This window comes from Alterotamlana spongicola, from assembly GCF_035818475.1.
GTDB lineage: Bacteria > Bacteroidota > Bacteroidia > Flavobacteriales > Flavobacteriaceae > Cognatitamlana.
Map to the genome: position 1 here is coordinate 875,622 of NZ_JAYMGV010000001.1, position 18,883 is coordinate 894,504.

The window sequence follows — 18,883 nt, forward strand, 5'->3', positions numbered from 1 at the left end:
ATATTTGATTGGTTTAAAAAGAAAAAAGCAACAAAAGAAGAATTAGCTAACTATTGTGAAACACATAATAATACGATAAGGAGATATCTAAATCAATTTATAAAAGGAAACATATTAGAGCGTGTTAGTGAAAAACAGAGAGATGCAGACGCTCTATACATGTTTAAGAAACATTAATCGTTAATTAATCAACATAAAAAACAACAAGTATTTTCCTTATTTAATAGGGGTTTCAAGAAGTTAAGCAACACTTATCAACAAATAAGAAACATTTAAAATTGCTTACTTAGATTAAATAGAGGTATGTCCTAATGGAAGAGTGAGTATGCGGGTTTTGAACAAGCATTATGTGGATGCTGAGGTTGTTGCTAAGGGGTTAACTATGAAAATTTTTGAGTAATAAACCTAAAACACCTTTATGATTGTAATCTTTTTCCTTTAATATTGCAAAGACATATTTACCTTAAATAAGATGGAATCATGAAAAACCTGACTTTACTAGTTACTTTGTGTATATTTTTTATTGGTTGTCATAAAGATGATGATTCAAATACCCCACCAGTTACTATAGAACCACCTGTTGTTATAACAGATGAGGAATTTGCTCAAAATAACTTTGGCGAAGAAATTACAGCAAGTTTTATAGGTCAAGTTATAGACAAAAATGGAGTTAATATAGAAAACGCTTCTATATCGCTAAAAGGAAAAACGACTGTTACCGATGAAAATGGCGTTTTTATTATAAATGACATTTCTGTAAATAAAAATTTCGTCCATATTAAAGTAGTTGCAACAGGATACATACAAGGCAGTAAATCATTAATACCTATTCAAGATAGCCCTAACAACGTAAAAATAACGTTGCTAAAAAAGGAAAACACAGCCAGCGTTAATTCAGGTTCTAGTTCTGAGGTAACGTTAAGCAATGGTGCTAAAGTCGAGTTTACAGGTGACTTCATAAATGCAGACGGTAGTAGTTATAATGGACAGGTAAATGTCATGCTAGATTACTTACCCCCTAATATGGACACAACCTTTTCTACAATGCCCGGAATGCTTTTTGGCAGGCGAGAAAATGGTACACCAACAGGCATGGAAACTTACGGTATGCTATTTGTGAATTTATATTCTCCTTCTGGAGAAAAACTTAATATAAACCCAAGTTCTCCAGCCATTTTAACATTCCCCGTAGATACAAGTACTCCTGATGCCCCACAATCTATTCCTATATGGTATTTTGACCACGAGGTGGGGTATTGGAAAGAAGAAGGTAACGCCAATAAAATAGACAATACTTATATTGCTGAAGTTACTCATTTTACTCCTTGGAATATTGACATCCCTTTCGAATCCATTAAAGCTTGTTTTACTATAGAAAGTGAATCTCCCCTAGCAAGTGTTGTTATAAAAATTACTGATAGTGATGGTATCATTTATTATGAAGGGTCTACAAATGGGTTAGGTGAAGAGTGTGGATTACTTCCAAAAAATAGGTCCTTATCAATACAAGTTTATAAAAGTAAAGATGCTTGCTTCACCGAGCCACTTTATGTTCAAAATATAGGGCCTTATCTAAGTGACATATCGGTTACTATTACAATTCCTAATCTACCAGATATTGTCACTCAATCAACGCTAAATCTAATTGCTAATAATTGTAACAATAATCCAATCACAAACGGATTTGTTGCCTTATATAAAAATGATGCATTACATGATTTTATTTATTTAGACAATGGAATAATAGATTATACTTTTATTAACTGTGATAGTAATAATTTCTCATATGTTATTGTTGATTATGATACCAAAACACAAAGTGACGAGATTATCTTTAATCTAAGTCCTGGAGATGTTTATTTGGGAACAGTAAATACATGTAACCAAACTAGCGGCGGAACCTATATAGGTGACATCCAATTGACTACTCAACAAGAAGTTGAAGATTTTGGAGCACTTGGTTATGATGCCATTTCAGGAAAATTAACCATAGGTAAACAATTAACAACCGTTGAAATAACGGATTTAACATCTTTGTCCGATTTAAAAAAAACCGAGGGGCTTGTCATACTAAACACTCAATTGAGTAAACTTGACGGGCTCAATAATATTACTTCCATAAACAATGAATTATCCTTTTCTAGAAATCCTAATTTAACATCTCTTGATGGGCTTAATAATATTACCTCTACAAACTTCCTGTACATTAATAAAAATGAGAATTTAGTATCACTTACAGGTCTTAACAACCTTAAAACCATTAACACATCTCTATCAATTACAAATTCGCACCTTACTTCGCTTAATGGGCTTAATGGGCTTATAACCGCCAACATTATTAGCCTCAGAGATAATACCAGCCTTAATACTCTTGAAGGGCTTAATAACCTTACGACCATAACCGGTAGACTGAAAATTGAAGGCGATAATGGGTTCTCATCTCTGGAAGGACTGGGCAATCTTATATCTACAAAAGAGATATCAATTACAAACAGCAACCTCCCTTCCATGAAGGGTCTTAGCAACAACCTAACTACCGTTGAGAATTTCCACCTCTATGGGAATGACAATTTAATAAATCTTGAAGGCTTAGAATACATCACGTCTATAACTAATAATTTATCCATCTCAAATCACAAAAACTTAACCTCACTTACAGGACTTAATAGTCTTACATCTCTTAATGGTTGTCAAATACTTTCCAATAGTAAATTAGCTTCCTTAGAAGGGTTGAGCAATACCCAGTCTATTGATTGGCTACAAATTGAACTTAATAGCGGATTGCTTTCTCTAGAAGGACTTGGCAATATTGAGTTCATTGATGATATTCTAATTCAAAACAATGATTCCTTAACCTCGCTGTACGGTTTTCAAAGCCTTACATCAGTAGGTAATTTAGAAATTAATCTCAATGATAAATTGACTTCTTTGGAAGGGCTGAACAATATCAAATCTGCTAGAAATTTAGAAATCAGAAATTCACTTATAACATCCTTTGAAGGACTAAACAGCCTCATAAATGTTGAAGCAGATTTTTATATCTACGGAAATAGTGCATTGAACTCATTAAACGGACTTAACAATCTTGAATCTGTTGGAGATTTAATCATCACTCAGAACCATCTCTTGGAATCTCTTCAAGGACTAAACAGCCTTAAATCAATCATAGGAGATTTATCCGTCTTTCAAAATAACAATTTAATATCTGCAAATGGGCTTAACAATCTTGAATCTGTTGGAAAACGTTTATCATTTACAGGTAACCCCTCATTAACTTCCCTTGAGGGCCTCAATAACCTTAAAACAGTAGATTACCTATCTTTATTTGATGATGACCTTCTAACTTCATTAAACGGGCTTGACAACCTAATTTCTATTAACAGTCGTATGGAAATTAGAAATAATTTAAACCTAGCTTCTCTGAATGGAATGAATAATATCACTTCTATTGGAGATATCCTAACCATAAAAACGAACCCTCTTTTATCAAACTTTTGTGCTTTAAAAGAAGTAACTAATTTAAGTACAATAAAAACCGTAACAATAAACGATAATCAATATAACCCCACAACAAGTGAAATTAGTACAGGTAATTGTTCTCAATAGTATAAAATTAGAATAGTTTTAATAAAGAATAATTTTCAATAGTCAGGAATAAACCCACCACTAAAACCCACCACCATTTTATTTTTGGTTAAGCCATATTTTGAAGGTTTTGTTTCTAGTCTAAACAAAATAATGTAGTATATTTACCATAGACGTTCTTACATATAATGATTACTACTCTTTCGGTCAACTGCTGCCTAACAGGCATGGTAGCTCTGACTCTTATAGATATGGCTTCCAAGGACAGGAGAAAGATGATGAGATTAAGGGGGAAGGGAATAGCCTGAATTATAAGTTTAGGATGCATGACCCACGTGTTGGTAGATTTTTTGCGGTTGACCCGTTAGAAAGGGATTATCCTTACTATTCTCCTTATGTTTTTAGTGGTAATAAAGTTATTCAGTTTAAAGAATTGGAAGGGTTGGAACCTGATGATTATGACCTTCAATATGACCCTTTTGCGGGGATACGTTTGTTAAATACAATTATGGATGGTCTTGAAGTAGCAAGTTATAATACTTATACTTGGATTCAAACATATGGCACAGGTACCCAGCCTAATAGTACTAATAGCAGGACAGTAAAAACTTTAGAGCAAGGAGATGATGGTTTTTACCGTGTTAGAAAAGGTGATGTTAAAAGGTCATTTAAAGATGGGTCATTAGGATTATTAGACGTTCTTGGTTTGTCGGCTACATTTTACGGAGGACCTAGTGGTTTGCTTACTAAACCTACTGGTGGAGGAACTCAGTTTTCACAAACGATTAAAGGTTTAATTCAAAATTCAAAAGCAATTGTAGGCACCAATGTATATGGTAAATGTACACAATATGCTGAAGGGTTTGTAAAAACTTTTCAAAAATCAGTTTCAGAAGTAGGTGGTAAAATAAAGCGTTATTCAATTGAGATAGGAGATGGAGGTTTTATAGGTACATCAAGGAAAACAACAAATAAACAATTGTCTGATAATGGATATCATGAATTTATAGAAATTTCTAAAGACGGAAAATCAATAATTTATGATAACTTGCACCCAGATGGTATAAACAAAGTTGATTACTTTAAAGATGTTGAAGGGTTTTTACCGGGAAAGGGAGTAGTACCTAGCGAAGACCTCTTTAAAGAAGGAGGTGAATTTTTAAAAGTAATAGAAGAAACAAATTAAAATACATTTTGAAAAATATAAAAAAGGAGGATTTAGAGGCAATTTCTATCATTATTAATAAACCTGGTATGTTTGCTATAAATAAAGTGGAAGATTTTTATTTTTTCTTTTTAGGTTATACATTTAAAGATGAACACCTTTCAGGTATAATGAATCAAGAATTTTCAAAATATGTTAAGGAAAAATTAAAATTTAAGGATGATAATGCTAAGTGGTATAGAATAATAAGGTATTATTCAACTAATGATGTACATTCGGTTGAGCTTTTTTTGAATTTATTTTCTAATTTTCTAGGTTATAACGATAATCCCCGCTAGGTCATAGTGTGTTACTACCGGTAATGGTCTAAATTAGTGGATGCACTAATATTTTAATTTAAACCACTGTAGATAAGTTAATTAAAAACAAAATACTATGTGGTAATGGGTGTGCTAAGGTATACCCATTATTATTTTATACGCTTATAAAGTCTTAAAACGCTAAAATTAAAACCTGTTGGTATAGATTAGTGGATGACTCTAAATAATTTTAAAACGGGTATAAGATTTATGCTCGATTTTTTTATGTGCTAATATTTAAGGTTTATCCAATTGGTTAAAGGTTAAAAAAGATTAGGTCAATTTTCCTTGAATGAAGAAAACAGTTCTGAAAGCTGTATATTAAGATTATCAGCAATTTCTTTTATCATGCAAATTGAAGTATTTACCGTGCCTCTTTCTACTCTACTTATTTGCATAACCTCAACATCAATTCGGTTAGCAAGTTCTTGTTGAGTAAGACCTTTACTTTCTCGAACTTTTCTAAAATGAACTCCTAATTCTTTAAGAAATTCATCATCTCGTATATTTTTTCTCTTTTCTTTACCCACAATTTAAAAATCGTGGTAAAAAACTTGAATTTAATAGTCAAATATGTCTATATTTGAATCACAAATCAAATTTTAATCATGAAAGAATACTTAATAGACCTTTATAAAAAAGGTGGTGGACTACCAACCAAGACACGTGTATTTGCAGCCAACCAAGCAGCAGCCATCAAAATCGCACGTGAAGAAAATCCAAACCATAAAACTGGAGCCATCAAAGAATTATAACTATGGGTGGAATCGTTGAAGAATTAAATCCTGTTAAAGGATTAAAGAAACTAAGCGTTGGGATTTATGATTTCAGGCTGGTTATAGAAGGTAGACACGAAGATTCTGAGTTATTGATGCATGTATTGGAGTTCCCTACTACTGGCACATATCACATTAAATTCACTGATATTAGAGGGATGGATAGTACATCATTAAAAGATTGGTTGCAATATGACCTTTTAGTATTTAAAACCGATTCTATTGAAATGAATATGGAAAATGGTACGGTATCAATTCTACTTAGAGAGCCAAATTCCGATTTCAACTATTATCTGGAAAATATAAAAGCTGTTATACGCATGCCTAAAGAGCAAGCACAAGTCACCGAAGAAGACATTCTGAACAATGAGCATTACAAAAAAGCCGTGACACCTTCTGCTAACACCTCTATTTTTGGAAAGTTTAAATCACTATTTGGTAATAAATAAAATTAAAAACCCATTAACCCAAATCTAAAATTTTAAACTATGAAAAAATTCAAAATCTTAACCTTAATCATTATTACAATACTATCATTTTCCTGTAGTTCCAGCGATGATAATGAAACCGCCTCAAACCAGCTACTAACAGAAATAGTTGGTAAATGGAAAAACTACCAACGCATACAAAATGGTCAGGTCATTGATGTGGAAGAATGCAATGGTGAATACTTTATATTCTATGAAGATTTAAGTGGTAGCTACGATGTTGTTGCTGGAAGTACTCTTAATAATGGGGAATGCACTGGTGGCAGTTCTGGTGGCTTCGGTTTTAACTACGAGGCACTATCCAACGGCACCCTAAATATTTATATTTCGGTTATAGATGCCTATATCGTTAACAAAGATGGCAACGATATATACCTAAATCCCATCGATGAAGATTCAGGAGAAATTGATGCCAATACCAAATTATTGCTACGGAAAGTTACTAATTGAGTAATTTAATTAATAGTCTCTCTCATCTATGTAAGACCGAATGGATCGCTGATCCATCGGTCTTTTTTAATAGAGTTCTATGAAGCCATATCCACAACAGTAAAGTTATCACCTAACATTTTATCACAATCATGAACATCTGCCGTTACAGGTCCTCTATACTCCTTATCAGGTGCATTATAGTATCCAATATGGTAATGTGCTTCCCAATTGTCCGGAATATTCACCAATTCCAGAAACTCCACAGGTATCGGGTCTTTTTTAATTTTTACCACCGTTGGTAATACAATATTCTTATCCCTAACAACCGATTCCTTAACTACCAAGGCATCATGAAACCTAAACACCTTATCCATTATCATCGCACCGTAAGTACCGATTAATAATTCCTCATATTCGGTCATCTTCTTAAAGAAACCACCTTTTTCTGTATTAGCGGTCAGTTTAGCCAATTGTATTGCTTTATCTTTTGGGTAGCCCGCCTTTTGGTATATTTTAGAAGCCTCTGCCACCGAAAGTTTATAATTATTTAGTGTGGCATTAAATTTTGTTTTAGCCTCGTTACGGGTTATATTAAAAGCATCCATCAAATTAATATAAACCACATTAGCCAGATTTGTTCCTAGTAAAATATCAATGAACTGTGCATTGGCATAGGATAGGTCTATCTCCAAATACTTTAGCGGGATAATGCTACGCAATGTTTTAGGTAATGCCGTTATTGGGTTGTATTCCCTGTAATCCACAATCTTATTATAACCACATTTACCATTGGTTAAACAGTAAATAATTGCCTCTTTCATGACCTTATGTAGGTATTTGGGGTTGTAGAACTGACCAAAGTTTTTACCCTTTTTAAGCACATTAAAATTCTTTTTAACCTGTTTTTGCAAACGTTCCAGTTCTTTATCATTTAGCGTAATGCCTTCGTACTTCAACTGTTTTATTACAACGTTTTTGGTAAGCCTGTTTTTATTACTAGGGTCATTCTGATACTTGATATAAATACCTTCGTTAAACGATGCCTGAAGGATGTTCAGGTTACGCTTCACCTTACTGGAATACTTTTTCGCACCTATTTGGTGTATCGCATAAAGCATATACCAATCATCAACATATTTTATTTTTTTAGTTAGCACCTTTCTGGCACCATTATCACGATAATGAAGGTTATTATTAATAATATTTCTATCAGGTTTTACCGTTAGATTACGGTGGTTTCCATTTACCGCTAGAAACGCATTGAAATAGTCGTAAAACTCGCTCGGATAGATACGTTTGTTATCCAGTTTAGCAATCAAATCACCGGCATCGGTCATTTTCAAAAGGTACGCCGTTAGGTACTCCAAAGCCAACTTGGGGCTATAAGTACCGTCCTTTTTGTTTTTCAGGTTGTACTTGATGTTGGTATAGTCTTTCCTTAGATTTTTAGGGGATAATTTTAGCAGGTTTTGGATGCGTTCCCCGAACTGTGTCCCTATCTCCTTTTTTAGTTTGTCATCTTCGGATTCATATACGCCAATACTGAATCCATAAGCCTCTAAAGTGGCGTGTAACACCGTTTCATTATATAAATGGTAATCATCCACGGCAATAATAAAATCCGCCATGACCTTAGCCCTATTGAGGTATTTGAACTTAGCCACATAGCCCCTGAGTTCATCATTGAACATGGAACCATTGCCACCAAATAGCAATGAGCTTAAAGCATCGGATTTTGCTTTATAGGCATCGTAAATGCCTTGCAGTTCCAGAATCGATTTAGGTGGTTTATTATCAGTTTTCTTGTTGGAAAGTAGATTAACGAACAATGCTTGGTGAACATTCTGCCTGCACCTTCCATACGCTTGTACCACATTGTTAGCATTTATTTTCCAAGCTTCGTTGGATTGGTCGCTGACCACCAGAATACTACAATTTTTATCGATGTCGAAGCCAGCAAAATAACTACTGGATAGCATGAGTACATCTATATTATCGTAATCGAGTTTATCTAAGGATATACCTCGTTTATATGGTGCCAGCTTCAATCGGAGCGTATCTCCCACTAGATTCGCTACGCGTAGATCACGTAGTGAGGTGTGTAGATTTTTGTTATTGGTAAAAACCACCACTAACCTATTTTGTTCGTGCTGCTCATATACAAATTGCTGTATAGCTTTTTTATCGTTGGTAATATCAATATGCTTTTGGGGTTGGTGTTTGCGTTCCACCTTATAAAAATCCATTTTGATATTATCTGGTATATCATAGAATTTATAAAATGGCGTTGCCGTACTGAGTGTAAAACAAGCATTCCACTCATTATATACCAATTCCATAAACTGCCCCAAGCTATCCCTAAAATCTGCATCTTGGGCGTTTAGATGGACTTCGTCTATGAATAGCGGTATGGTCACCATCCATCGGTAATAGCACTCACGTGCGTTTACTATTTGGTCCGGGGTGGTATTGATGATGATGTTTTTACCATCTGGATATTCCATAAGCTTATCCAATTCATACCACGAATCCTTGGAGCCTTCGTAAATGAAAAACTGTTTATCGCTATCGTAATTACCTCGATTCTTTTCCTTGGATTTTATCATGCCCACATACGGTGAAACGATGATATAGATTCCTTTTTTATAATTTAAAATGGCAGTGGTTGCTCCAATACCTGTGGTAGCTTTGATGACGTATTTATTTTTTGAAAAGTCGGTCAGTACCTGTAAAGCTTCACCCGAAATATATTTTGAATCGAATAGAAGCGTTTTAATGTTTTCATTACCTAACATTAGTATTATGAAATTCGGAACGCTCTGGTAATGCGTTCCCAAGGTCGTAGATGCACCAGTATTACCTTACTGTTTGGAATATGCACCACAACTTATTAATAGCGCACCAATACCATTGGTTAGGTACTGGTGCTGTACGAATTGGGAGTAACTAAAAAAGTTTGTCCATCCGTACCATCTGACATGTACTTCAAAACAAACTTCTTTAAGCCCAGAAGGGCAACGTTAAGTAATGTATTTTTAATCCATTGTCAGATAAATGTCTTTGTATATAAATATATAGTTGTACACCAAAAAGTAAATAAAAACCTAAAATAAATATTTTTTAATTTATTTTTTGGTACGAAACAGTACGAAAAAACTCGTACTAAATTCTTAGTTCTAAAACACAACTAATCCTTTATTCATGGTAATTTCAAGTGTTTTCTTGGGGGTCGTGCTGGGGCTGTGTTATTATATATACACTACGTGCATCACGACCCCCTGTAAACGAAACATTTTGTTGTGATATTTCGTATAGGTTTTACAACAATTCAAACTGTTTTGAAAACCTATTGTTCCAATAATAGTAATATTTTAGGTTTATGTCAAGGTAAAATGAATAAAATTTGTACCTGTAACCAATGTTTATCCGTTCCTAACCGCACCGTGGCGTGGGGTTGCAAGAACCATCGTTTATATCAGGATTTTGGGATATGGTGGCTTGTATACGCCCCCGAGAGGCTCAAATGCTGGCGGATTCCCCACCCCGGGGGCTGTTTTTCTAAAAAAAATATTTTAAGAGCCTTTACAGATTACCCCGTTTACATGGGTTTTGACGGACTTAAAATAAGTATTGGGTCTATGTCATTCATAAATCCCGGAAAAAATTTTTATAAAATTTTTGGCTAAAAAATAAAGGTACTTCAATATTCAACTATTTATATATAAAAAGTCATGACCATAAAAATTACATTAAACCAACTGGATATGGTATTAAAAACCGAGCCAATCAAATACCCGATTAACTTTTCAGGAAGCCACCTTGGTAAACGAATTAACAGCATTATCACTAGGCACGGGCTTGATCGCATTAGCGATCAAACCTGAGTGCCTTAGTATGTATTTTATGGTTTCGAGGTGAAATGCATTGCCTAAACATTTTAATCTAGCAGTGGGCTTTAAAATAGCTGTATACCCGTCAGGAATTGTCATACAACGTTCCGCTTCTAAAATGCTAATAGGTCTAAACAAACGTTTTACGGACTGGTCATTTTCAATTTGTTCCAACTGAATTTTTTTAAAGCGTTTACTAAGGTTACAATATTGCTCATCCAAATAAACTACGTTACCCACAGAACGTTTTAAATGTCTATGCAAAGCATTAACAGTTTGACCTGCGCCACGTGTTAAAATGCATTTGCCTTTAGTATTTGGTGGTAACATGCCATTTTCAATAACATCGTTAAGATAGGTGCCTCTATCTTCTGGAATGGTAATATCATTCAAGTTTGTAAAGTATAATCTATTGCGAAATGCGGGGCCCAAAAGTCCACTATTTATATTGACAGGAGCTTTTACTCCCAATAATTCCGTAAAGATTTGTTTGTCTACGGATGGCATAATTACATTCTCGAATAAAAATATACAGTTCGGATTCTTTTCTCTAATAACATTTAAGATACGCACCGCATCAAAGAAAACAGAGGATTTATTGCCCTGAAGCCCCAGACGTACCTTGTTCATTACAGAAAGGTCCTGACAACTACTACCACACAAAACCAAATCGATTTTTGGTAATGTATTAGCATCAATGTTTCTTATATCTCCCAATTGTACCGTTTCGGGAAAATGGTGTTGGGTTACCTTAATAGGATTCGGGTCTATTTCCGAAGCATAATATTTGTTTATTTTAATTCCTAATTGTTTTAGAGCTAACTGACCAATCGAAATTCCATCGAAGGCAGAGAAAACTGTTAGACCAGTTTCGTTTGAGATGTCTGTACTATTCATAATATTCTTTATTAATAAATAGTACAGTTTGTTGCTGCCGTTTAAGAGATTTTATAATAATTGGAAATACTCCAATCGCCCTGTTTGTAGGTGATTACGGAATAACGGGAGAATTTATATTTATGTCGGGTAATTAAGAAAAATATCAATTTAGGCTGGTGTATTCCTTTAAGTCCTACTATAATTGTGGAGTACGTTTCACTTTTCTTTGTTTGTGAAATAAATTTTGAAAAACCTAGTAATAACAATGCTTTTCGAGGGTTTAAAAAAAAGAGAAGTATTAACACATTTCAAAAGCGTTTGTGAGCATCAAAACTGAAATATAAAAAGAAAAATTATGGCACTTAAAGGACAAAAGACAAAATCAGATTTCTTGGAATGGGATAAAATGAAAACATTAGTACTAAAACTGGAACGAGACCGAGATTATAAATTTTCGATGTTAATCAGTTGTGGGTGCTACTTGGGAATGCGTATTTCTGACTTACTTCAATTACGATGGTCGGATTTATTAAATAAAGAATTTTGCGAACTCACAGAAAAGAAAACTAAAAAGCATAGAAAGATAACTATCAATCCAGAATTAAAGGAAATTGTGGAGCGCATCGCAAAAGAGTTAAATCCCAATATAGACAACTACATATTTGTTAACCGTTTTGGTAAACAACCAATAAGTGTACAGTATGTAAACACTAAACTCAAAAAAATATTTGAGCATTACCAAATTAAAGGACAATATAGCTCACACTTTATGAGAAAGTCGCTAGGTCGTCAAGTATGGACCAAAAACAATTATAGTGAACAAGCGTTAATCTTACTCTCACAGTTGTTCAATCATTCAAGTATCCAGACTACGAAGATTTATTTAGGAATTCGTGATGAAGAAATAAGCAATTTATATCTAAGTGTATAAAAAAGGGGTAGTTTTTCTAAATACAAAAATAAATTTAAATAACCAAATATTTTTATTGGTTTTTCTTGCATTTCTCGTTGAATATTACTATTATTGGAAAGATGATGGGAAAATCCACAGATTTCTTTCCAACAACAGTTTAACAAAAAATTTCACGGATTACTATAAAGTTGCAAGATGAAGCTGGAGCAACCAGCCATAGCTATGGCAAAAAATAAAGTAAAAAAAGTGAAATATGATGTTAGATATAAGAACCCTGACCTTAGAGCAAATAAGGAATTTCCTAGACTTGGATGACAATCGTTCTGCAATAAAATGGCTGAATGATAATGGCATACCCATATCTCAGATTGGTCGCAAATATGTTGTTAACCAATTTATGTTTGAATTGAAACAGCAACAAATTGCTGTCGAGGAATTAAAAATTAGCTATCCCAGCAAGTGGTTTGAAATTTACGATGCCAATACTCCCGACAAGGGAATGGTAAAGGCTATAAGTGAATTGTACCCAAGAAAACAATTAATAAAAGTGAAAAAGAATAAAGAAAACAGTTATATAAAATAATGAAGTTAAAAATAAAAAAGAATGAATATGGACTAAGAATTTACTGTACTAAATGTAAAAAGCAGTACAACTATCATAATGACATATGTAATCATTATGATAATCAAAGCTATAAATCCTTAATCTCATTAGGGGATAGGAGAAAAACTAAAACTTATCAAACTAAAGATTATGATAAGGCGTTGAGGTCTGCCATTCAATTTAAAAATGATGTAAAAAATGGAGTTGTAAATAACGTTTCAATCAGTGATGAAGTAGACCCAGATAACATTTCCATTCTCGAAGCTGCTAATATGTTTATCAAGTTTAAATATGGGATAGACGTGCCAGAGCATCTAAAACAAAATCTAACTACAAATCATTTAGGCACTACCAAACAAGCTGTGCAGCAATTAATTGATGTTTTGAGAAAAAACAGGGTTGAAGTAGAAACTACCAATATAAAAGACTTAAATGATAATCATGTTGGATTCTGGTATAAGTTTATAATAAAAAAGTATGCTGAAGGAAGCTATCCTTCCATGCTTAAAATGATAAACTGTTTTATAAATCACATGATTAACCACGTTGGGGTATTAATGAGAAACCCATTTAAAAAAGTAAGGTTTAAACCAGTTAAATATGATACTAGCTCCATCACAAAAGAAGAGTTTTACGCTGTATTGGATGCCGTAGATACTAAAACACCGTACAAGCAATTGGGTGGTAAGAGAAAAGAAATAAAAAACAATTACAGACCTTATCTAAAGGATGGTTTCAAATTAGCTCTATATACTGGACTAAGGCGTGAAGAGTTGGTTACATTATCATGGAGTGACCTATTTTTCAGTGAAAAGAGCGGCTGTTTAATGTTTGTTATAGATAATCTTAAGGTAGAGCGAATCACAGGTAAACAGTTTAAAAATAAGTTTATTCCTGTTGGTCCAGATTTAATGGATTTGTTAATGGAATTAGGCTATGAGGATTTAAAGGAAAGTGATTTATTTATACTCGCTCCAAATCGAAAAGCAAAATATACTACTATTATGGCATGCTTATCAAAAGGGTTCAGTCATTATTATGAACAGGCTTTTCCAGAAGTAGAACCTCGAAAGTTTAAAGTTCTAAGGAAAACATATTTGTCTTACCTAAATAAAAGTGCTGGCGATGATATGATTGAATTAAGCTCACATGGCAGTATGCGGGTTTTGAATAAGCATTATGTGGATGCTGAGGTTGTAGCAAAAGGGTTAACTATGAGGGTGTTTGAATAAATTAGTAATTTGCACATGTAAGCTAATTCCTTATATTTATAAGGTTCTTATAATCCAACTATGCGAAAAACTAAACAAATTTCTGCTCTTATAATTCTTTTTTCTTCATTTTATACTTATTCACAGGACAAAACTTTTGGTTTAAAGTTTGGTTATGGTATCTCAAATGCCTATGCTCCTAACGGAGAGTTAATCTTTTATACTGATGGAAGTGCGGGACAAGGAAATGACTCATTTACATATACTTCTGCATTCCAAATAGGGCTTTCAAAAGAATTCTATTTTAGAAATGACCAAAATTATTTATTGGTAAACGCCCAATATGCAACTAACGGATATGAAGATAATATATACACTGTAGACCTTGACTATATCGAATTAGATGCAACCATTATCAATGAACTAGGGAGAGATAAAAAATTCTTTTTGGGAATTGGTGGTGGCATATCATACCTATTAAACCACAGTGAAGAAATTGATGCAAAAAACAAACTAGATGTTAGAAGTAACGCAATGGTAGGTTATAAATTATCCGACAACCTTAAAATATATTTTCAGGGTAAGGCTGGGTGGATTGGTCTATCAAAAGAGAACAAAATTAAAAGTTATATGTTAAGTTTTAATACTGAGTTTATGCTATTCTAAATAATATATTTTCAACTAAAAATATAAACACATATGGTCTTTAGTTATTTATATGGTCTTTTTAAAAAGCTAATCCTTGTATTACTTTATTTTCCTCTCATTAATTCTTCCTATAGTCAAGAGACTGTAGTTTCTGAGGATTTCTCATTTAAGTTTATAAAAGCAAAAAAAGCAGCTGGGGGCAATTATTATTATACAATAAAAACACCGAAAGACTATACCAAGCTTCAAGTAAGGTTTAAAATGAAATCCATATCAGGAGATAAAGAAAGCTTAGACCCAAATAAATTCTATTTAGTTTCTGATGAATATAAAAAACGTGTTAAACCATTGGATGTTCGACATAATTATGCTGCCGGATGGATATTTATTGGATTTGACTGGTTAGTTGAGTCTTCACCTAAAGATAAAACCCTTCAACAAGTCTTATTTCACAAACCTGAGATAACTGATACTTTTAAGGACTATAAAATTGAGGGATACGAAGATGCCATTCCCAGTCTTAATTTAGGAACAAAAAAGGAACCAATATATTTCTGCCCTTATTTAGACCATAAAGAGTTAAAATCCTGTAAAATGGATTTGTATTTTTCTCTTCCAAAAGACTTAAAAGTTTTCAAAATTTATTATGGTAAAGAAATTATTGCAGATACTAGAATTAAATAAGATGTTAAAACCAAATCAACAATGAAAAGAACAACATTTTTACTATTAACAATTTTTCCCTTTTTAAGTTTCGGGCAAAGTGAATTTTGCAACAAGAGTTTTGGAGAAAGTTATTTTCCTCTTTCAATTGGATTTGAAAAGCATATCACTTGGGGAGATGCCTTTTATGTTGAAAAAGTGACTGAAAAAATTGAAATCAACGGTAAAGAATATTATAAATATGTGCAAGATTTTGGAAAGGGAACTATTTATGTTTTGCTACTAAGAAACCAAAATGATACTATTTACATGTACAATGAGGTAAAGAAAAAAGATAATATTTTGCTTATAGCAATACCTGAAAAAGGAGCTAGTTGGGATACTGGAAAGATTGCCGAAATCAATGGCTCTTTTGAAACTCCATATTGTAATTATCAAAACCTCTTAGTGGTAGAAAATAGATATTCAAACGGAACTAAAGAAAAACGCTATTATAAAAAAGGATTAGGACTTGTAGCAATAACTAACAAAAAGGGAATTAAAGGCATTTGTCTACCTAATAAAGAAGAAACTGAGTCGCTAGTACAACCATTGTCATTTGTTGGCTGCGAAAATGAATCCGATAAATCGAAAGTTACTGAATGTACAATGAAGTCCATTCATTCATTTATTATAGATAAATTGAAAACCTTAAAAATTAAACCGCCTAAAGAAGAAGGCATATTAAAGTTCAAAGTAAGTATATCAAAAACAGGATATGTTTCAAATGTAGAAACTTTAAATTCTATCTCTGGCGGGAATCAAGCAAGAAAGGAAATTAAAAAAATCATTGAGTCATTACCCAAATTTATTCCTACCAAAACCGCAGATAAAAAAGCTGTTGGGACAAATATTGAATTATCGATTCCAATTAAAACAAAATAACATATCATATAAAGAGCCAAGTTAAAACTTAATTAAGTCGTAATCATATTAGGGAGAGACATCATGAAAAATATCCTACTAATATTCATACTAATAACATTTATCAGTTGTAAATCTGACAAAAAAGAAATAGCACCTGAATTTAAAGACAGTAATTTACAACTAGTTGAATTTCTTGAAAAGAAAATTTATCTTCCAAAGGGTTTTAAAAAGTCAAGTATAGAAATGTTTGCTGAACTTATTGAGAACTCTCCCAACAAAAATGAACTTACAGAATACGAGCTTCGGAAATTGGAAAATTTCAAAAAAATGGGTGAATCGATAGAAATTTTTATTCAGGAAGATAATTATAGAAACAATATATCATTTCAACTTGGGGACTATGTGCAACTGACGAAAGAAGCCGTTGAAGTTTATGTTGATTTACTTGAAAATCATCTTTTTGTTGAATCTGAATCTTTTGGAGTAGAAAGGAAAAGACTTGAAAGTAAATTTTTAAGCTATGGGAATTCTAAAGTTGTAAAGGTTAAATACTTACAGACTTTTGGAGTAGAAAAAATATATCTCACACAATATTTAGTAACATATAAGTTAAAAACATTCGGAATTATTATTTCAAGTGAGACGGACAACGATTACCAATATATTCTAAATAATTTTAAAAAATAAAGATTAACCTGTAGCCATATTTCTGGACGAGACATTAAAGAATCATATGAAAAAAATATTTGTATCAACAATCTTAATTATTATTTCCAATCTTACAATAGCACAAGAAACATTTTCACACTCAATAGGAGCAACTGGTTTTATAGGCACCAGAAAAGCTAGCTTGCATGCAATTGGTATAACATATTCACCTAGATTTAACGTTTTAGAAATTGGAAATTCTTCTACCATATCGATTGGAACTAATATTGGTATTGGATATAACTTAGACAATAATTTTGTAGATGATAATCAAATTACATTTCATATTCCAATAACTATTGATTATAATTTTGGACTTGGAAGTGGTAGAGAGTCATCGGAAAATAACAATGGTGGATTTGTAGGTATTGGATATAGTTTCGAACAATCTGGACGTAATATTAATAACGGAATTATAAATGATTCTATTTTAGTCAAAAAAGCAATGAATGGCCCAATTGCAAATGTTGGTTACAGGTTTAAAATAGGCTCTGAACCATTTGGAATACGAGCTTCTTACTTATATGGCACTGGTGATTTTAGTGGCGGCTATTTATCATCTCTATCGTTACAATATATTTTTAATTAAAACAATTGTTAACAAAGAACTGAGTCGAAACACCTAATTCTGTAATTTTTAGGGTGAAATATTAAAATGAACACATTCAATCTAACATGTTTCATGACACTTTCAACAGGAGCCGATGGCGGTCATAAGTACCTTTCAACCGAAATCGAATATAAAGGAATAAAAAGAAAAATGACTGTTTTATTCAAGAACAAACCTAATGAAAGGAAACTTGAAGAGAAAAGTAAATTAACTGTTAATGGAACTCTAATGGATGAAGGGCCTGAACAATCATTAATGCTTTTGGATTCAGAAATTATTGAATAAGCTACGGAAGAATAATTAATACAAAGAATTAAGTTGATTAGAAATTACACAAGAGAACTATCAGGACATGATAAAAAAATTCTAGCTAAAGAAATTGCTTTTGTAAAAAAAACATACCATAAAACCATTAAGTCAATATTCTTGAAATTACTCATATGGTTAGCGTTTGGATTATTAATATATTATGTTCCTTCTCTTTGGCTTATAATTCCAATAGGAATAATTACTTTTTTCATGATTTGGATGTTTACTCTTGAAATAAAGGATTTAATTAGTTTCCCCAAATTCTTAAAAAAGAAATCATTAGTAATCGATTCAGGCATAGTAAGAGTACAAGAAATAAATATTGACAGATATATCAAAATCAATAATTACAATGATGAAGGAAACCATTTTATTGTTGAATTTAATGGTATGCTAAGCTTGATTGGTGGACAAGAGTTTCTTGGAGTACGTAAACTCAAAAATAAAATTGAGCACATAATGATTATGGACTCGGAAAATAAACGCAGTTACCATGACAGAATAAAGAAATCTGGAAACAGTATCGATGCCTACTATATATTCAAAAATGGTTTGTCCGATAATATTTTCAATTCTAAAATATGGGATGATTTGACAAATCGAGAACCTTTCTATGGTAAACTTGAAGATTTTAATGACTATATTGCTGAAGACAAAAATTAAATGAATTAATAAACATATAGAACTGAGCTAAAAACTAAACAATGGGATTCTTTGATAGATTTAATAAGAAAAAA

At 32.5% G+C, this 18,883-nt stretch carries 19 protein-coding genes; 16 read left to right on the forward strand and 3 right to left on the reverse strand.

What is annotated here, in order from left to right:
* Window positions 1-480 precede the first annotated feature (480 nt).
* The 3 genes from VOI54_RS03835 to VOI54_RS03845 all read left to right on the forward strand — a co-directional run bounded on the left by VOI54_RS03835 (window position 481) and on the right by VOI54_RS03845 (window position 5,088).
* Window positions 481-3,606, forward strand: coding sequence for a hypothetical protein (locus VOI54_RS03835; RefSeq protein WP_326281397.1), 3,126 nt, complete (start codon window positions 481-483; stop codon window positions 3,604-3,606).
* Window positions 3,607-3,754: 148 nt separating this feature from the next.
* Complete coding sequence (locus tag VOI54_RS03840) at window positions 3,755-4,771, forward strand: papain fold toxin domain-containing protein (RefSeq protein WP_326283133.1); 1,017 nt, start codon at window positions 3,755-3,757, stop codon at window positions 4,769-4,771.
* An 8-nt stretch (window positions 4,772-4,779) separates the two neighbouring features.
* Window positions 4,780-5,088, forward strand: a complete 309-nt coding sequence (locus VOI54_RS03845; protein ID WP_326281398.1) for a hypothetical protein — start codon at window positions 4,780-4,782, stop codon at window positions 5,086-5,088.
* A 299-nt stretch (window positions 5,089-5,387) separates the two neighbouring features.
* Here VOI54_RS03845 and VOI54_RS03850 read toward each other — a convergent pair whose 3' ends face one another.
* A complete protein-coding gene (locus VOI54_RS03850) occupies window positions 5,388-5,639 on the reverse strand; it encodes a helix-turn-helix domain-containing protein (protein ID WP_326281399.1) in 252 nt (83 codons plus the stop codon).
* Between the two features lie 78 nt (window positions 5,640-5,717).
* Here VOI54_RS03850 and VOI54_RS03855 point away from each other — a divergent pair, with 78 nt between their 5' ends.
* Genes VOI54_RS03855 through VOI54_RS03865 form a run of 3 tightly spaced genes read left to right on the forward strand, consistent with a single transcriptional unit; the run spans window position 5,718 to window position 6,823 of the window.
* Window positions 5,718-5,864 (forward strand): hypothetical protein, encoded by a 147-nt coding sequence (locus VOI54_RS03855; protein WP_326281400.1) that lies wholly within the window; start codon window positions 5,718-5,720, stop codon window positions 5,862-5,864.
* Between the two features lie 2 nt (window positions 5,865-5,866).
* Window positions 5,867-6,334 carry a hypothetical protein gene (locus VOI54_RS03860; RefSeq protein WP_326281401.1) on the forward strand — a complete coding sequence of 156 codons (468 nt, stop codon included), beginning with the start codon at window positions 5,867-5,869 and terminating at the stop codon, window positions 6,332-6,334.
* A 39-nt stretch (window positions 6,335-6,373) separates the two neighbouring features.
* On the forward strand, window positions 6,374-6,823 hold the full coding sequence (locus VOI54_RS03865) for a hypothetical protein (protein WP_326281402.1): 450 nt from the start codon (window positions 6,374-6,376) through the stop codon (window positions 6,821-6,823).
* Window positions 6,824-6,900: 77 nt separating this feature from the next.
* Here the strand turns inward: VOI54_RS03865 and VOI54_RS03870 are convergent, their stop codons facing one another.
* Together VOI54_RS03870 and VOI54_RS03875 are read right to left on the reverse strand one after the other, a co-directional pair.
* Window positions 6,901-9,600, reverse strand: coding sequence for a hypothetical protein (locus tag VOI54_RS03870; RefSeq protein ID WP_326281403.1), 2,700 nt, complete (start codon window positions 9,598-9,600; stop codon window positions 6,901-6,903).
* 1,011 nt (window positions 9,601-10,611) lie between these two features.
* A complete protein-coding gene (locus VOI54_RS03875; protein ID WP_326281404.1) occupies window positions 10,612-11,592 on the reverse strand; it encodes a DNA cytosine methyltransferase in 981 nt (326 codons plus the stop codon).
* A gap of 337 nt (window positions 11,593-11,929) precedes the next feature.
* Between VOI54_RS03875 and VOI54_RS03880 the strand changes: the two genes are divergently transcribed.
* The 10 genes from VOI54_RS03880 to VOI54_RS03925 all read left to right on the forward strand — a co-directional run bounded on the left by VOI54_RS03880 (window position 11,930) and on the right by VOI54_RS03925 (window position 18,809).
* Window positions 11,930-12,505, forward strand: coding sequence for a tyrosine-type recombinase/integrase (locus VOI54_RS03880; RefSeq protein WP_326281405.1), 576 nt, complete (start codon window positions 11,930-11,932; stop codon window positions 12,503-12,505).
* A 235-nt stretch (window positions 12,506-12,740) separates the two neighbouring features.
* Window positions 12,741-13,070 (forward strand): hypothetical protein, encoded by a 330-nt coding sequence (locus tag VOI54_RS03885; RefSeq protein WP_326281406.1) that lies wholly within the window; start codon window positions 12,741-12,743, stop codon window positions 13,068-13,070.
* Window positions 13,070-14,323 carry a site-specific integrase gene (locus tag VOI54_RS03890; protein ID WP_326281407.1) on the forward strand — a complete coding sequence of 418 codons (1,254 nt, stop codon included), beginning with the start codon at window positions 13,070-13,072 and terminating at the stop codon, window positions 14,321-14,323. Before VOI54_RS03885 ends, VOI54_RS03890 begins: the two co-directional genes overlap by 1 nt.
* A 60-nt stretch (window positions 14,324-14,383) precedes the next feature.
* The gene (locus VOI54_RS03895) at window positions 14,384-14,968 is read left to right on the forward strand and encodes a hypothetical protein (RefSeq protein WP_326281408.1); all 585 of its coding nucleotides are present in this window, start codon (window positions 14,384-14,386) and stop codon (window positions 14,966-14,968) included.
* 243 nt (window positions 14,969-15,211) lie between these two features.
* Entirely contained in the window at window positions 15,212-15,634 is a 423-nt protein-coding gene (locus VOI54_RS03900; protein WP_326281409.1) for a hypothetical protein, read from the forward strand.
* 21 nt (window positions 15,635-15,655) lie between these two features.
* Window positions 15,656-16,537, forward strand: a complete 882-nt coding sequence (locus tag VOI54_RS03905; RefSeq protein WP_326281410.1) for a hypothetical protein — start codon at window positions 15,656-15,658, stop codon at window positions 16,535-16,537.
* 63 nt (window positions 16,538-16,600) lie between these two features.
* Window positions 16,601-17,206 carry a hypothetical protein gene (locus VOI54_RS03910; protein WP_326281411.1) on the forward strand — a complete coding sequence of 202 codons (606 nt, stop codon included), beginning with the start codon at window positions 16,601-16,603 and terminating at the stop codon, window positions 17,204-17,206.
* Window positions 17,207-17,252: 46 nt separating this feature from the next.
* Complete coding sequence (locus VOI54_RS03915) at window positions 17,253-17,816, forward strand: hypothetical protein (RefSeq protein WP_326281412.1); 564 nt, start codon at window positions 17,253-17,255, stop codon at window positions 17,814-17,816.
* 93 nt (window positions 17,817-17,909) lie between these two features.
* Window positions 17,910-18,122 (forward strand): hypothetical protein, encoded by a 213-nt coding sequence (locus VOI54_RS03920; protein WP_326281413.1) that lies wholly within the window; start codon window positions 17,910-17,912, stop codon window positions 18,120-18,122.
* Window positions 18,123-18,155: 33 nt separating this feature from the next.
* A complete protein-coding gene (locus tag VOI54_RS03925; RefSeq protein ID WP_326281414.1) occupies window positions 18,156-18,809 on the forward strand; it encodes a hypothetical protein in 654 nt (217 codons plus the stop codon).
* Window positions 18,810-18,883 lie beyond the last annotated feature (74 nt).

Bases quoted from the DNA above. Each gene is read 5' to 3' on its own strand.
- VOI54_RS03835 (WP_326281397.1), top strand. From the start codon at position 481: ATGAAAAACCTGACTTTACTAGTTACTTTGTGTATATTTTTTATTGGT.
- VOI54_RS03855 (WP_326281400.1), top strand. From the start codon at position 5,718: ATGAAAGAATACTTAATAGACCTTTATAAAAAAGGTGGTGGACTACCA.
- VOI54_RS03860 (WP_326281401.1), top strand. From the start codon at position 5,867: ATGGGTGGAATCGTTGAAGAATTAAATCCTGTTAAAGGATTAAAGAAA.
- VOI54_RS03865 (WP_326281402.1), top strand. From the start codon at position 6,374: ATGAAAAAATTCAAAATCTTAACCTTAATCATTATTACAATACTATCA.
- VOI54_RS03870 (WP_326281403.1), bottom strand. From the start codon at position 9,600: ATGTTAGGTAATGAAAACATTAAAACGCTTCTATTCGATTCAAAATAT.
- VOI54_RS03875 (WP_326281404.1), bottom strand. From the start codon at position 11,592: ATGAATAGTACAGACATCTCAAACGAAACTGGTCTAACAGTTTTCTCT.
- VOI54_RS03880 (WP_326281405.1), top strand. From the start codon at position 11,930: ATGGCACTTAAAGGACAAAAGACAAAATCAGATTTCTTGGAATGGGAT.
- VOI54_RS03885 (WP_326281406.1), top strand. From the start codon at position 12,741: ATGATGTTAGATATAAGAACCCTGACCTTAGAGCAAATAAGGAATTTC.
- VOI54_RS03890 (WP_326281407.1), top strand. From the start codon at position 13,070: ATGAAGTTAAAAATAAAAAAGAATGAATATGGACTAAGAATTTACTGT.
- VOI54_RS03895 (WP_326281408.1), top strand. From the start codon at position 14,384: ATGCGAAAAACTAAACAAATTTCTGCTCTTATAATTCTTTTTTCTTCA.
- VOI54_RS03900 (WP_326281409.1), top strand. From the start codon at position 15,212: ATGAAATCCATATCAGGAGATAAAGAAAGCTTAGACCCAAATAAATTC.
- VOI54_RS03905 (WP_326281410.1), top strand. From the start codon at position 15,656: ATGAAAAGAACAACATTTTTACTATTAACAATTTTTCCCTTTTTAAGT.
- VOI54_RS03910 (WP_326281411.1), top strand. From the start codon at position 16,601: ATGAAAAATATCCTACTAATATTCATACTAATAACATTTATCAGTTGT.
- VOI54_RS03915 (WP_326281412.1), top strand. From the start codon at position 17,253: ATGAAAAAAATATTTGTATCAACAATCTTAATTATTATTTCCAATCTT.
- VOI54_RS03920 (WP_326281413.1), top strand. From the start codon at position 17,910: ATGACACTTTCAACAGGAGCCGATGGCGGTCATAAGTACCTTTCAACC.